Below are 14,562 nucleotides of genomic sequence, written 5' to 3'. Positions count from 1 at the left end.
AATGGTATGTTCGATTGATTATTTAAAACATAGTTTCAATAGTATATATTGACTGTCATTAACGGTCCGCTTTGCGAACTTTGCCAAGTATAAAGGTTAGAATAAACGGAACAATGATTGCGATCGCCATGCCGATAAAGAACGGCACCCATTTTTGCGGCACGATCGATAAAAATCCTGGCAAGCCTCCAACCCCAATCGATGGCGCGATGACTTTATTTAACGTAATAAACATTCCGGCAATCGCCGCCCCCGTCATCGCTGAGATGAATGGGTAGCGGAAGCGCAAGTTCACGCCGAACATCGCTGGCTCGGTAATGCCAAGATATGCGGATACCGCCGATGTAAAGGAAAGACCTCTTAATTTTTCATCTTTGGCGACAAACATCATCGCCAATGCTGCCGAGCCTTGGGCGATGTTGGACATGACGAGGATCGGCCAGAGGAACGTGCCGCCTGTGTTGGCAATCAACTGCAAGTCAACCGGCAAGAATGTATGGTGCATTCCCGTCACGACAAGCGGCGCATATAACGCTCCGTATAAAAAGCCTCCGATCGCTGGAACATTGTCAAAAATAGTCACAAATGCGTGCGTAATCGCATTACCGATCGCAAACGTAATCGGTCCAATCGCGATAAACGCTAAAAACCCTGTAATTAGCAGCGCGAGCGGAGCAACCAGTAGCAACTGGAACGCATCTGGGATGCGCTTGCGCAAAAACAGCTCGAGTTTTGCCAGCACGTACGATGCAACCAGCACTGGCAACACTTGGCCTTGATAGCCGACTTTTTGCACTTCCAAGCCAAACAAATTCCAAATCGGAATTTCTCCTTTTTCTTTCGCTGCTCCCCATCCCCATGCGTTTAACAAATCTGGATGGACCAGCATTAAACCAAGAACAATTCCTAGTAGCGGACTGCCGCCGAATTTCGTCACGGCCGACCAGCCGATTAAGCCTGGCAAGAACACAAACGCCGTATTGGCAATTAAGTTGATCATGCCCGCAAGATCGGCCCATTCTTTATGCACTTCCACAAACGACTTGCCTTCATAGAAAATGCCTGGGCCTGTTAATATGTTGTTAATCCCCATGAGCAAACCGGCCGTCACGATCGCCGGCAAAATCGGAATAAAAATGTCGGCCAATGTTTTAATGGCGCGCTGCAGCGGATTTAAATTTGCTTCGGCGGCGTCTTTAATTTCTTGCTTGGTCGCCCTGCCAATTCCCGTTACTTCGACCATTTCGTCATATACTTTATCCACCAGCCCTTGACCGATTACAACTTGAAATTGGCCGTTCGCGGAAAATGATCCTTTCACAATATCGATGCTTTCTAATGCTTCTTTATCTACTTTTCCTTCATCTTTCAACGCGAATCGCAGCCGCGTCACACAATGGGTAGCAGCGATAATATTTTCTTTCCCGCCAACCGCTTTGACAATTTTTTCAACGGATTGTTGATATGCCCCCATAAGAATGCCTCCTCTTCCTCTCATGTAGCCTCGAAACCAACTAAACCGCTTTCAGCAACCGTTTTCAAAAAAACCTGTATATACAAGTCATGTTTATTTTAACCTGTATATACAGGTTCGTCAACAATTTTTTCTCAACATGTATGTTCGTTTTTCGACATGCATGTTAGTTTTTCTCTAAATTCCACTTCTTTTGTTATGTTTTGTCAACCGGCAGGAAAATAACTTTACTAGTTGGAAAATAAATAGAGAAAAAATCGTGAGGAAAGGATGGACAAACACAGATGAAGACATATACGCTTCGCGAGGCGGCAAAGAAATTGGGGGTAGCGCCACACATACTGAAACAGTGGGAAAAAGAGTTTGCCGAGTGCGTGACCATCCCCCGTACCCAGCAAGGGGCTCGCATTTATACAGAAGAGCTGCTAACGCAGTTTTGCCATATTAAAGAATGGCTGGCGAATGGGCGCCATAAACGAGACATTATCCGTCATTTCAAACAGCAGCCACAGCAAATGGAACTGGATCTGCCCGTCATGGAAGGGGAAATTATTGACGCTCCCCGTTCTTCACGTCACGATGCCCAATACATAGCGGAGCAGTTGGCAATGCGAATGAAAGAAGAAATTGTCGGAGCGCTGAAAAAAGAAACGACGGAAGTTTTGCAGCAGGCAATGAACGAAGTGAAATCCTATATGAATGAGATTCAAGAACAGTCCGCTGCTACCAAGCAAACCGTTTGTGATTCATTAGCGCAATATGCAAAAACGTTGCAACAGGAAACCGAAGAAATCCATGAACATCTCGAAAATGTCGCTACGTTTTTACAGGAAGAAAAAACAAAACAGGAGCAAGAGCGAAAACGCCTCGAAGAACAAATTATCGAGCGGGAAAAAGCATTTCGCGAACTCGTCCTTTCTTTCCGCCAAGCGGCGGCTGGCGCCAGCGCGAAACGTTCAAATAAATGGTGGAAATTTTGGTAAAAAACAACTCGGCAGGAAGCCGAGTTGTTTTTATTTTCGTTTGCGATAAAGCGCGGCGTGCCGCTTGATTTCGAGAATAAGCATTTCTTCTTCAGCGGACACGAGCAAGCGCATCCCATAATAATGCGTCCGCCCGAACGGTTTCTCTCAAACGATCTTGCCGAAAAAACGAAGAGGTGCATTGTTGATCGAAAAAGCGATCTCCACCGTCGTCTTACCATGCTCATAAGGGATGCGCTGCAAGATTTCTAGCTTCATTCCGTGCGGGCTAAGATTATGAATATAAGCCGATGTATTCTTCCTCCTTCTGCTGCCCGCCAATTCCCGCCACGCGCAACAAACATGCGAGCGGCTGGCCAAACTGATAACGAAATGGCTCTTGACGCTTAAATCTCATTCCATTTCCTCTTTTCCTAGCTTGGACGGCGCCTTCCACATATCAACAACATTTCCGGCTTCATCGCTGTCGATGATAAAGGAGCCGTTGCTGTAGCGGTCGGAACTGCGCAGCGATGCAGCCGAAAGCGTCTCGACCGTCCCCGTTTCCGTGCGAATGAATAGTGTCTCATCCTCATCCGCCGTTAACACGGAAGCAACGATCCGATGCGGGTTTGTCTTTAACTCACGGAGCATAACGACGCCGCGTTTGGCACGCGATGTTTTTTCAAATTCGCTAAGCGGCATTTTTTTCACGGCCCCGCGCTGGGTGGCGATGACTAAATACCGCTCCTTTTCGCCCGCGACTGGATGCGCGGAAACGACGTAATCTCCTTCTTTTAAATTAATTCCTTTCACGCCGGCGGCGCGCACACCGACGGTGCTGATTTCCGCTTCGTCAAACCATAATCCGTATCCTTGATTCGTCACAAGCAATAAACTTTGCTTACCATCGGTGCTATATACGTGTATCACTTCATCATCTTCTTTAAGATTCATCGCCACGAACGGCCGCGTATGGCGCTGCACTTTATATTGCGCAAGCTCAGTTCGTTTTACCATGCCTTGTTTCGTGACAAACACAAGGCTTAACGCTTCAGTAAATTGTTTGACCGGCACTGCGGCGATAATGTCATCGTCGCGTTCGAGCGGAATGAGATTGGCAATATGCTGGCCGACGTCCTTCCAGCGGATATCCGGCAGCTCATAAACCGGACAATACAGATAATTGCCGCGGCGGGTAAACAATAACAATACGTCGGTTGTGTTCATTTGCAACTGCGCGAGCAGCCGGTCCGATTCTTTCATGCCGAAATCTTGACCATTCGACGCGCTGTACGAACGATAGCTCGTTCGTTTCACATATCCTTCTTTTGTGACGGTGACAATTACGTCTTCTGCTGGAATCATGACTTCCAAGTTGATTTTAATTTCTTCAATTTCTTCTTCAATTTTCGTTCTCCGCTCATCGGCATATTGCTTTTTCATCGCTTTTAACTCTTTTTTAATGACGGAAAGCAGCTTTTTTTCCTCGCTTAAAACCGCAGTCAGTTCCTGAATCGTCTTTTCTAGTTCTTCCGCTTCCTGCTTTAGCGCGGTAATATCAGTGTTTGTTAAGCGGTATAGCTGCAGCGATACAATCGCTTCGGCCTGCGCTTCGGTAAACTCATACTTGGCGATTAAATTGTCTTTGGCGTCGCGCTTATCGCGGGAAGCGCGGATCGTTGCGATTACTTCATCTAAAATGGATAAAGCTTTCATCAGGCCTGCGACGATGTGCTGGCGCTCGTGCGCTTTTTTCAGCTCATATTGCGAGCGGTTCGTCACCACTTCCTTGCGGTGCTCAATATAGGCATCAAGCAGTTCCGGAAGGCTTAGCAGCTTCGGCCGGCGCTGATGAATCGCCACCATATTAAAGTTGTACGGCACTTGCAAATCGGTGTTTTTGTATAAATAGTTTAATATGCCTTCCGCATCGGCGTCTTTTTTCAACTCAATCACGATGCGCAGTCCGGTGCGGTCCGTTTCGTCGCGGACGTCGGCAATGCCGTCGAGCTTTTTGTCAAAGCGAAGTTCATCGATTTTTTTGACGAGGTTCGCTTTATTGACTTCATACGGAAGCTCTGTAATGATTATTTGCTTTTTCCCGCCTTTTCCTTGTTCAATCGCTGCTTTGCCGCGAATGATGATTTTCCCTTTTCCCGTTTCATACGCTTTTTTAATGCCATCTTTTCCTTGAATAATGCCGCCGGTTGGAAAGTCTGGACCGTGAAGCACGGTCATCAGCTCATCGACCGTGCAAGCGGGCTTGTCAATTCGCATCAATACGGCGTCAATGACTTCCCCTAAAGGATGCGGCGGGATTTCGGTCGCATATCCGGCAGAGATGCCGGTCGATCCGTTCACTAATAAATTCGGAAACATCGCCGGCAGCACAACCGGCTCTTTCGTCGTATCATCAAAGTTTGGTACAAATTCGACCGTCTGCTTGTCAATATCGCGAAGCAATTCGGCGGCAATCGACGACAGGCGCGCTTCCGTGTAGCGCATCGCCGCCGGCGGGTCGCCGTCAATGCTGCCGTTATTGCCGTGCATTTCAATCAAGACGTTGCGCAACTTCCAGTCCTGGCTCATCCGCACCATCGCTTCATAGACGGACGAGTCGCCGTGCGGATGAAAATTTCCGATCACATTACCAACCGTTTTCGCCGCTTTGCGAAACGGCTTATCCGCCGTGTTTCCGTCGATATACATCGCATATAAAATACGGCGCTGCACCGGTTTTAACCCATCACGGACATCGGGAAGCGCCCGTTCTTGAATAATGTATTTGCTGTAGCGGCCGAAGCGGTCGCCAAGCACGTCCTCCAGCGGTAAGTCTAGCAGCCTTTCTGCCATCAGTAATCCCCTCCTGCGACAAATACGTGCTCATGATCTAAAATATTTGGATCATCTTCTAATCCGAATGCAACGTTCGCTTCAATCCACTTGCGGCGCGGCTCAACTTTATCGCCCATCAGCGTGGTGACGCGGCGCTCCGCTCGGGCCGCATCTTCAATGCGCACACGAATGAGGGTGCGCGTCTCCGGATTCATCGTCGTTTCCCACAATTGGTCGGCGTTCATTTCGCCAAGTCCTTTATAGCGCTGCACCGTATAGCCTTTGCCGAGTTTCTTCGTAATTTCTTTTAGCTGCGCATCGGTCCATGCGTACTTAACAATTTCTTTTTTGCCGCTGCCTTTGCTTACTTTATAGAGCGGCGGAAGAGCGATATATACTTTTCCTGCTTCAATGAGCGGCCGCATATAGCGGTAGAAAAACGTCAGCAGCAGCACCTGAATATGGGCGCCGTCCGTGTCCGCGTCCGTCATGATGATGATTTTGTCATAGTTAATGTCCTCAAGCGAAAAGTCCGGTCCGACGCCCCCGCCGATCGCGTGGATAATCGTGCTGATTTCTTCATTTTTTAAAATATCGGCGAGCTTCGCTTTTTCCGTGTTAATCACTTTTCCGCGAAGCGGCAATACGGCTTGAAAGCGGCGGTCGCGCCCTTGTTTCGCCGAGCCGCCCGCAGAATCCCCTTCCACTAAATACAATTCGTTTTTTTTCGGATTGCGCGATTGCGCCGGCGTTAATTTTCCGCTTAACACCGTTTCTTTCCTTTTTCGCTTTTTCCCGCTTCGCGCTTCCTCGCGCGCTTTGCGGGCCGCCTCACGCGCCTGGTATGCCCGGATCGCCTTTTTAATCAGCATCGTGCTAATGTCTGGGTTTTCCTGCAAAAAGTACGTTAAATGCTCGGATACGATCGCATCGACGGCGGAGCGGGCTTCGCTCGTCCCCAGTTTTCCTTTTGTCTGCCCTTCAAACTGTAATAGGTGCTCCGGAATTCTCACCGAAACGATCGCCGACAGCCCTTCACGGATGTCGGTGCCTTCGAGGTTTTTGTCTTTTTCCTTTAACAGCCCCGTCTTGCGCGCATATTCATTAAAAACGCGCGTCATCGCCGTCTTGGCGCCCGCTTCATGCGTGCCGCCATCTTTGGTGCGCACATTGTTGACAAACGACAATACGTTTTCCGAATAGCCGTCGTTAAACTGAAAGGCAAATTCGACTTCAATCCCATTTTGTTCCCCGGCAAAATAGACAACCGGATGAAGCACATCTTTGTCTTCGTTTAAATAGGCGACAAACGCTTCAATCCCATTTTCATAATGGAATACATCGCGCATCCCGGTCCGTTCATCCACGAGCTCGATTTTCAGCCCTTTTAGCAAAAACGCCGATTCACGCAGACGCTCGCTTAACGTCTCATAGTTAAACGTCGTCGTGCTGAAAATCGTTGGATCAGGCTTAAATTGAATGATCGTCCCCGTTTTGTTCGTCGTTCCGATTTTTTCAAGCGTCGTCACCGGCTTTCCGCCATTCTCAAAACGTTGCTGATAAATAAAACCATCGCGATGAATCGTCACCACAAGCCATTCCGACAACGCGTTAACGACCGATGCGCCGACCCCGTGCAAGCCGCCGCTCGTTTTATAGCCGCCTTGGCCAAACTTTCCGCCGGCATGTAAAACCGTTAAAATCACTTCCGGCGTCGGTTTGCCAAGCTTATGCATTCCTGTCGGCATGCCGCGCCCTTCATCAAGGACGGTAATGCTATTATCTTTATGTATTTTTACGAGAATATAATTTCCGTATCCCGCTAACGCTTCATCAACAGAATTGTCGACAATTTCATAAACCAGATGATGCAGTCCGCGGCTATCGGTGCTGCCGATATACATTCCCGGCCGTTTTCGAACTGCTTCGAGTCCTTCTAACACTTGAATCGCATCATCGTTGTATTCATATACGGATTGTTTTGCCACATGCATACCCCTTTCAACCAAAAACAAGAACATCTGTTTCTATCTGTTTCTGTTTTATTGTAACATAAAATTCGCCAGCGTCTACGCTTATTTTACCGTTTCCGACAAAATTCCCTCTAAAAATGGAAATGACCATCTAAAAAGATGGTCGTTTCCATTTCACTCAATGTTGTTTCGTTAACGCGTGTTCCACTTTAATGCAGCGATCCATCACAACCGTATACCCTTTTTCTTTTAAAAATTCATAGGCTTCCTCATTGACGACACCAAGCTGCGCCCAAAAGACGTCGGCGTCAATTTGGACAAATTCACGGGCGATTTCCGGCAAATGTTCGGAACGACGGAAAACGTTGACGATATCAACATGTCCTTCAATATCAGTTAACTTTTTAACAGCAGGAATTCCTTCCCACTGTTCAATCATTGGATTGACCGGAATAATTTCATAACCCGCGTCTTTCATTGCTTTCGCCACCATGTACGACTCCCGTTCCGGGTTATCGGATAATCCGACGACGGCGATGCGTTTTGCCTTCCGCAAAATTTTTCCAATCTCTTCCCTGCTTGGATTGGTAATTGGCATAAGCACTCTCTCCTTCACTTTGTCTTTGCCGTACTATTTCTCCACGAATACACAGAATCCTGCTAGCAGTTTTGAAAACATTTACAAAAAGCTCATTCAAACAACTGCTTGGCAACAGACTCTACGTCCGTCGTCGGCTGTTGGCAGGAAAAATTTTCGCACACGTACACGGTCGTTTCCTCCCCAAGCGGTTCATACTCTGCGGCAAATGGAGCGATCTTCGCAAAATCATCCGGGAGTTCCGCCGCTAACAGAAAAACGCTTGGCACAAACGCATCCTGCCACTTCTGAATCAATTGCTCCCGTTTTTCGTCGCCTTGTTTTCCAAACAAAACGACTTCAACGGTTGGAGCCTCGAGAAGCAACAACCCTTGCAAGAAAAACGTATGGCCGCTTTCGTACGCTTCCACTTGACGTTGGAAGACTTTATACATCGTTTCTGCTTTTTCTAATACCGTTAAATCACCTGTCAGCCTTGCCAGGCGAATCAGTTGCACCGCGGCGACGCTGTTTCCCGATGGCAGCGCGCCATCGTAAATTTCTTTTTCCTGAACGATGAGCTCCTCCGCGTCGCTCCCGGTCATAAAAAAAGCGCCATGCTCTTCATCCCAAAAAAGGCTGATCATTTGCTCCGTACATGCTTTCGCTTTCTGTAAATACGACAACCCCAACGTCGCTTCATACATTTCGATATATGCCCAGACGAGAAACGCGTAGTCATCAATGATTCCTTTATGTTTCGCTTCCCCGTCACGATAGCGCACCATCAGCCGCCCGTTTTGAAAAAGGTTGGTTTCGACGAACGACAGTGCGCGCTCCGCCATCTGTAAATAGTCGCGGCGCTTATATACTTTTGCCGCTTTCGCCAGTGCGGCGATCATCAGCGCGTTCCATGCCGTTAATATTTTATCATCCACATGCGGATAGACGCGCAACGAACGCTCGGCAAACAGCCGTTTTCTTGCTTCTTCGAGCTTTTCGTACAGCTCTTCTTCCGCCATGCGATATTGTCTTGCGACGCGGTCTATTCTTGTATGAATGAGGTTTGGCACGTTTTTCCCTTCAAAATTTCCTTCTTCGGTAATATCGTAAACGCGACAATACAGCTCGCCTAGTTCTGTACCAAGCACGTTGATCACTTCATCAGGCGTCCATACGTAATATTTTCCTTCCACCCCTTCGGAATCAGCGTCAATCGCTGAATAAAACGCACCGTCATTAGAAGTCATTTCCCGCTTGACAAATTCAATAATTTGTTCCGCAATCTCCTTATATCGTTCGTTTTTCGTTAATTGATACGCTTCCGTATACGCGATGGCTAAAAGCGCGTTATCATACAACATTTTCTCAAAGTGCGGCACAAGCCACATCGCATCGGTCGAATAGCGGGCAAAGCCGTAGCCGATATGATCGTAAATGCCGCCGTTGGCCATGCCATTTAATGTTTTTTCGACCATCAAAAGCGCGCGTTCATCCCGCTTCCATTGATAATACCGCATTAAAAACATCAGCATATGTGGAATCGGAAATTTCGGCGCGCCACCAAAACCGCCGTATACCGTATCAAAGCTGCCGGAAAGCTGGCGGTACGCCTTTTCCACCGTTTCGAGAGACAACCGCTCCGCGCCCGCCGTGCGGACCGACTGCCGGAGCGCTTCGGTGATTTGTTCGGCCATCCGCTCGATTTCGTTCGGATTTTCCCGATATTTGCGATACAGCTTCGTCAGCACGTCGATAAACCCCGGCTGTCCGTAGCGGCTCCGCTTCGGAAAATACGTCCCCGCATAAAACGGCTTCCCTTCCGGCGTCAAAAACACGCTGAGCGGCCAGCCGCCATGCCCCGTCAGCATTTGGCATACACGCATATAAATAGAATCAATATCAGGGCGCTCCTCGCGATCGACTTTAATCGATATGTATTTTTCATTTAAGATCGCCGCGACTTCCTCATCTTCAAAACTTTCGTGCGCCATTACATGACACCAGTGGCAAGTCGAGTAGCCAATTGACAAAAAAATCGGCTTGTTTTCCTTTTTTGCTTTTGCAAACGCCTCGTCCCCCCACGGATACCAATCGACGGGATTATAGGCGTGCTGCAGCAAATACGGTGACTTTTCACGAATGAGTCGGTTTGGTTTTTTGTTTGTCTCCATCTCTCACACCTTCCTTTTTTCCATATTATCGTAAAAAGAAAAAAGACACCAACTTTCTTTAGCTAGTCATTTAATTTCAAAAGTAACAGTGCCCCCTTCTCTATTTGATGAGCAAATCCCATTACAATCATTACCATGTATACGAAAGAGATAAACTTAGCCATAAAAAATCCCCTCCAAAGTAGAACCCGAAAAACACCCTATCCAAGATTCGGTACCGTCAGGAATTTTATGTATGCAAGATAGATGGGGTATCTCTGAATAGATTTGGAACGGATAGTAGGGTGGTTTCCCCCACACAGGAGACTGAATATTCAGTCTCATGTGTGGAAAGGGAGAATCCCCTTATTTGTTTATTTACAATATATAGTTAATTGAAACTCTCTTCAAACATTCGCTGGAGAACTTTCCTGTGCTTCGGCAAATCCTTGCAACTTCCGGTCTGCCCATTTCTCATTAAAGTCCTGTATCGTCAAATACACGACTTTTTCGGCGGCTCCTAAACTACTCAAACTGTTCATCGGCTTGAGACGTTTCCGAATCTCCTTGATCGTTCGTTCCATGGTATTGGTAGTATCAATCACACTTCGAATACTGCTTGGATAATCCATAAATGTAAGGAAGACATCCAACTCATTTATCCAAGATTGGACTTCTCTCGGATACTTAAATGGCTTCTTTCTCCACAGTATCACGACGAAGTTTCACGTACAAGCCATTCAAATATAAGACCGAATATCGCTTTTGGGTAGAGGACGTGTGTGCCATTTCTCGATATTCTCCTTCACGACATCGGTAATATAACTGATCGTGGTTGGAGAATAAGCATTTCCTAGAATTCGTTCAATAAACTTGCCAATCCCACGTTTGCCCATGCCACTTTGATACATCTTAATGATCACTTCCTCGAGCCAGCCCGTGTGTCGTTGGTAAGGGGCAAACAGTTGCGTTTGAAATTAACTTATAATCTGTTAAATCCCTTACATTCTTCAGTTATTAATTAACCTACTAGCTAATTTTTTTATAGTAATCTTTATACCACTCGACAAACCTTTTGATTCCTTCCTCAATGGACACCTTAGGTTTATAGTTGATATCCTTTACTAATTCATCAATGTCCGCAAATGTCTCTGGAACATCACCGGGCTGCATAGGTAAGAGCTTCTTGATTGCCTTCTTACCTAAATGTTCTTCTAGTACTTGAATTAAATAATTTAGTTGCACCGGTTGGTTATTTCCTATGTTATAAATTTTATATGGAGACTCTGTTGAAGGACCTCTATAAATCAAACGTAAAATAGATTCCGTTACATCATCAATATAGGTAAAGTCTCTTTTCATATTTCCATAGTTATAAATTTCGATTGGCTGTTGTTTCATAATGGCATTCGCGAATTTAAATAAAGCCATATCAGGCCTACCCCAAGGGCCATAGACAGTGAAAAAGCGCAACCCTGTTGTAGGGAGATTATATAAATGGCTGTACGTATAAGCCATTAACTCATTCGCTCTTTTAGTTGCTGCATATAAACTAATCGGGTAGTCTACACGATCAGTTACTGAAAATGGGACATTCTTGTTGTTTCCATAGACAGAACTCGATGATGCATATATAAGATGAGGGATTTTGTGTTTTTTACAGCATTCTAATATATTTACAAAGCCAACAACATTCGATTGAATATACTTGTGGGGATTTTTCAGGCTATATCTTACACCCGCTTGTGCTGCTAGATTTACAACTGTATCCAAATCATACTGGGAGAAAAGATTTTCTAGTAACTCCATGTTTTCAATAGAGCCTTCGACAAACCGAAAATAGGGATACTGCATTATAATTTTTAATCTGTCATATTTTAAGCTTGGATCATAATAATCATTCATATTGTCAATCCCAAGTACATTAAAGCCTTCATCTAACAGGCGTTTCGTAAGGTGAAACCCTATGAAGCCCGCACAACCAGTAACAAAAATATATGTTGAATTCTTCTGCACCTTTTGGCCCCCCTTTCTACGATGTGGATATAATCAAAGGGTGAAACGGTAAAAATGAGTAGTTGATTCAGCAATTCATGAGATACACGAGTAGCTAAGCGCTTTTTCAAATAAAGCCTTGGCCTTTAACATCAGGATTTTTCATTTTAAAAGGAACCATTAATTACTTTCACCAAAGCTAGGGGTACCTACTCCCTCATAATGATAACCTAATTTCAGCATGGCAGAAGGATTCAGGCAATTTCTGCCATCGAATACAAATGGCTGAGATAGGATGTTTTTTGCCTTTTGCCAGTCGATTTCAATGATTTCTTTCCAATCCGTTACAATGATTACAGCGTCCGCTTCTTTTAATGCTTCAAGTGGGGTTTTGACATAGTGAATGGTAGGATATATCTTTTTTACATGCTCTGTTCCTTGTGGGTCGTATGCAATAATGTAGGAATTATTTTGGATGAGGTAATGTATAATTTTTAGTGAGGTTGCTTCTCTTATATCGTCAGTTTGCGGTTTAAACGTAAGGCCTAGTACAGCAATACGCTTTCCTGATAGAGAGCCCAATGCTCTCTTTACTTTTTCCATAAACCATTGTACTTGGGTTTCGTTCACATCTGATACGGCCTGAAGTATTTGTAAAGGGGTTTTCTCTGCAGAAGCCAATGCTAACAATGCTTTTATATCTTTAGGGAAGCATGATCCGCCATACCCAATTCCTGCCTGAAGAAATTGAGGACCAATCCTGCTATCTAACCCCATACCTTTTGCTACCTGAATAACATTTACCCCAATCTTATCGCAAAGTCGTGCTAACTCATTGATGAACGAAATTTTAGTAGCTAAGAATGCGTTTGATGCATACTTAATCATTTCAGCATCTTTGATAGTGGTAAACAAAATTGGAGCGTTTATCTCTTTATACAAATCTTTCATCAGCTTTTGGGCTTTCTCTGTTTCACAGCCGATAACAATCCGCTCAGGATACAGTGCATCTTGTAATGCCTTTCCTTCCCGTAAAAATTCTGGATTCGAAATGAGATCGAAAGAAATCTCCCGGTTTCTTTTTTTCAGTTCAGACTTTATGATTTTATTTATTTTATCACCTGTACCTACTGGAACAGTACTCTTGATGACGATTGCTTTATATTCATTCATCCATCTTCCAATCTGTCGCGCCGCTTCTTCTACATAGGATAAATCTGCTTCTCCGTTCGGCAAGGAAGGAGTGCCGACTGTAATAAATAAAATTTCACATTGATTGATAACTTCCTCTATTTGATGGAAAAACAAAAGATTTCCGTTGGCAATGAGTTTTTTTAATAATTCCTCCATGCCCTCTTCATAGAAAGGGAGCATGGACTGTTTTAACTTCTTTAATTTTTCTTGATCATGCTCAACGACGTATACCTTGTGTCCGTATTCAGCAAAAGCTACACTGGTTGTAGTTCCTACATAGCCTGCCCCAATAACTGCTATATTCATAAGATTCACCTCGCTTCTTTTATTTTCTTTTAAATGGGGCCCCTGGTGGTTTATATGGTATACACTTATCAACTGAAACGATAAAACCTATTTCAAATCTAAAAAATATAGATCGCTCTTTAGGTCATCACATGTCCTTCATAGCTGGCGTATGTTCTAACCGTTTGAATCTTTTTGGGCAATCACTTCTTTTAGATACTTTAATACGTCTTCTTGCAAGTCTGGTCGCTGCAAAGCAAAATCAATGGTTGCACGAATAAAGCCGACCTTATTCCCGATATCATAGCGCCTGCCTTGAAAATGATAAGCTAAAACCGCCTGAGATTGATTCATTATTCTAATTGCATCTGTTAATTGAATTTCTCCACTGGAATCTGGGGGTAAATCTTTCAAAATATCAAAAATCTCAGGTCTTAAAATATAGCGCCCCATAATGGCAAAGCGAGAAGGAGCCTCTTCTTTTTTTGGTTTTTCCACTAACGTTTCAATATTGATAACATTTTCTTCAATTTGATTGCCTTTCGGTTTTATAATTCCATATTTTGAAACATCATCCTCTTCTACTTGCTGAACGCCTACTATTGATGAATGATAACGATTATAGACTTCAATTAATTGTTTTAAGCAAGGCTTCGAAGAATTGACGATATCATCGCCTAGTAATACAGCAAATGGCTCATTCCCCACAAAACTTTTGGCACAGTAAATTGCATGTCCAAGGCCTTTCGGTTCTTTTTGACGGATATAATGAATATTAGCTAGATTTGAAATCCTTTGCACTTCTTTTAGTAACGTTTGTTTGTTTTTCTTAAAAAGAGTTTCTTCTAACTCATACGATTTATCAAAGTGATCTTCAATCGAACGCTTACTGCGGCCACTTATCACAATAATATCCTCAATTCCAGATGCAACTGCCTCTTCGACAATATATTGAATGGCTGGCTTATCCACAATCGGAAGCATTTCTTTTGGTAATGCCTTTGTTGCCGGAAGAAACCTTGTACCCAGCCCCGCTGCCGGTATTATAGCTTTTCGAATCATCAACCCTACCTCTTCTCTAAAATAAATCTTTACTTGATTGTTTTATATG

The 14,562-nt window shown here is 44.7% G+C and carries 10 protein-coding genes and 1 pseudogene; 1 reads left to right on the top strand and 10 read right to left on the bottom strand.

Going from position 1 to position 14,562, the window contains the following annotated elements:
* Positions 1-58 precede the first annotated feature (58 nt).
* On the bottom strand, positions 59-1,474 hold the full coding sequence (gene treP, locus HT574_RS10035) for a PTS system trehalose-specific EIIBC component (protein ID WP_042408082.1): 1,416 nt from the start codon (positions 1,472-1,474) through the stop codon (positions 59-61).
* Between the two features lie 284 nt (positions 1,475-1,758).
* Between treP and HT574_RS10030 the strand changes: the two genes are divergently transcribed.
* A complete protein-coding gene (locus HT574_RS10030) occupies positions 1,759-2,457 on the top strand; it encodes a MerR family transcriptional regulator (protein ID WP_061579178.1) in 699 nt (232 codons plus the stop codon).
* A gap of 274 nt (positions 2,458-2,731) precedes the next feature.
* Here the strand turns inward: HT574_RS10030 and HT574_RS20220 are convergent, their stop codons facing one another.
* The 9 genes and pseudogenes from HT574_RS20220 to galU all read right to left on the bottom strand — a co-directional run bounded on the left by HT574_RS20220 (position 2,732) and on the right by galU (position 14,516).
* On the bottom strand, positions 2,732-2,854 hold the full coding sequence (locus HT574_RS20220) for a hypothetical protein (RefSeq protein ID WP_255212263.1): 123 nt from the start codon (positions 2,852-2,854) through the stop codon (positions 2,732-2,734).
* Positions 2,851-5,292 (bottom strand): DNA topoisomerase IV subunit A, encoded by a 2,442-nt coding sequence (gene parC / locus HT574_RS10020; protein WP_061579179.1) that lies wholly within the window; start codon positions 5,290-5,292, stop codon positions 2,851-2,853. Before parC ends, HT574_RS20220 begins: the two co-directional genes overlap by 4 nt.
* The gene (parE, locus tag HT574_RS10015) at positions 5,292-7,262 is read right to left on the bottom strand and encodes a DNA topoisomerase IV subunit B (protein WP_175244481.1); all 1,971 of its coding nucleotides are present in this window, start codon (positions 7,260-7,262) and stop codon (positions 5,292-5,294) included. The genes parC and parE overlap by 1 nt, the downstream gene beginning before the upstream one ends.
* Positions 7,263-7,425: 163 nt before the next feature.
* Positions 7,426-7,845 (bottom strand): CoA-binding protein, encoded by a 420-nt coding sequence (locus HT574_RS10010; protein WP_042408072.1) that lies wholly within the window; start codon positions 7,843-7,845, stop codon positions 7,426-7,428.
* 92 nt (positions 7,846-7,937) lie between these two features.
* Positions 7,938-9,998, bottom strand: coding sequence for a thioredoxin domain-containing protein (locus HT574_RS10005; protein WP_175244480.1), 2,061 nt, complete (start codon positions 9,996-9,998; stop codon positions 7,938-7,940).
* Between the two features lie 370 nt (positions 9,999-10,368).
* Positions 10,369-10,954 (bottom strand): annotated as a pseudogene (locus tag HT574_RS10000) (transposase); the annotation flags it as partial.
* 52 nt (positions 10,955-11,006) lie between these two features.
* On the bottom strand, positions 11,007-11,993 hold the full coding sequence (locus HT574_RS09995) for an NAD-dependent epimerase (RefSeq protein WP_175244479.1): 987 nt from the start codon (positions 11,991-11,993) through the stop codon (positions 11,007-11,009).
* Between the two features lie 159 nt (positions 11,994-12,152).
* The gene (locus HT574_RS09990) at positions 12,153-13,472 is read right to left on the bottom strand and encodes a UDP-glucose dehydrogenase family protein (protein WP_175244478.1); all 1,320 of its coding nucleotides are present in this window, start codon (positions 13,470-13,472) and stop codon (positions 12,153-12,155) included.
* Between the two features lie 156 nt (positions 13,473-13,628).
* Positions 13,629-14,516: a UTP--glucose-1-phosphate uridylyltransferase GalU gene (gene galU, locus HT574_RS09985; protein ID WP_305798068.1), complete on the bottom strand. Its 888-nt coding sequence runs from the start codon at positions 14,514-14,516 to the stop codon at positions 13,629-13,631.
* Positions 14,517-14,562: the final 46 nt, after the last annotated feature.

Origin of the sequence: Parageobacillus sp. VR-IP, assembly GCF_013357975.1 — a bacterium.
Taxonomy (GTDB): domain Bacteria; phylum Bacillota; class Bacilli; order Bacillales; family Anoxybacillaceae; genus Saccharococcus; species Saccharococcus caldoxylosilyticus.
Note: the sequence above shows the minus strand (reverse complement) of the source record. Positions and strands in the feature narration are given on the sequence as shown.

Coding starts and splice junctions, on each gene's coding strand:
- parC (WP_061579179.1), bottom strand. CDS start 5,292: ATGGCAGAAAGGCTGCTAGACTTACCGCTGGAGGACGTGCTTGGCGAC.
- HT574_RS10005 (WP_175244480.1), bottom strand. CDS start 9,998: ATGGAGACAAACAAAAAACCAAACCGACTCATTCGTGAAAAGTCACCG.
- treP (WP_042408082.1), bottom strand. CDS start 1,474: ATGGGGGCATATCAACAATCCGTTGAAAAAATTGTCAAAGCGGTTGGC.
- HT574_RS20220 (WP_255212263.1), bottom strand. CDS start 2,854: ATGAGATTTAAGCGTCAAGAGCCATTTCGTTATCAGTTTGGCCAGCCG.
- HT574_RS10010 (WP_042408072.1), bottom strand. CDS start 7,845: ATGCCAATTACCAATCCAAGCAGGGAAGAGATTGGAAAAATTTTGCGG.
- HT574_RS09990 (WP_175244478.1), bottom strand. CDS start 13,472: ATGAATATAGCAGTTATTGGGGCAGGCTATGTAGGAACTACAACCAGT.
- HT574_RS10030 (WP_061579178.1), top strand. CDS start 1,759: ATGAAGACATATACGCTTCGCGAGGCGGCAAAGAAATTGGGGGTAGCG.